This is a genomic window from Roseimaritima sediminicola, assembly GCF_009618275.1.
GTDB lineage: Bacteria > Planctomycetota > Planctomycetia > Pirellulales > Pirellulaceae > Roseimaritima > Roseimaritima sediminicola.
In genome coordinates this window covers 1-364 of sequence record NZ_WIAD01000177.1, presented here as the reverse complement: position 1 = coordinate 364, position 364 = coordinate 1, and the positions used below count along the sequence as shown (strand labels likewise).

Genomic DNA, 364 nt, shown 5'->3' with positions numbered 1-364 from the left:
ATGAGCACTGGCACGTGGACATTTCGTACATCAACGCCGGCGGGACGTTCTTCTACCTGATTACCATCCTGGATGGCTATAGCCGGTATATCGTGCACCATGAACTCCGCGAATCGATGACCGAGTTGGATGTCGAGATCGTTTGCCAGGCAGCCTTGGAGAAACATCCTGGTGCGAAACCGCGAATCATCAGCGACAACGGTCCCCAGTTCATCGCCAATGATTTCAAGGCATTCGTCCGCCATAGCGGCATGACTCACGTCAAAACGAGTCCCTACTATCCGCAGAGCAACGGGAAGCTGGAACGATGGCATAAGTCGCTGAAGACCGAGAGCATTCGACCGAATTGTCCACGTGATGCCGA

The 364-nt window shown here is 53.8% G+C and carries 1 protein-coding gene; it reads left to right on the top strand.

The features are described from left to right. Positions 1-14: 14 nt before the first annotated feature. The coding region (locus GE027_RS22735; RefSeq protein ID WP_237607754.1) for a DDE-type integrase/transposase/recombinase at positions 15-364 on the top strand (350 nt) is incomplete at its 3' end.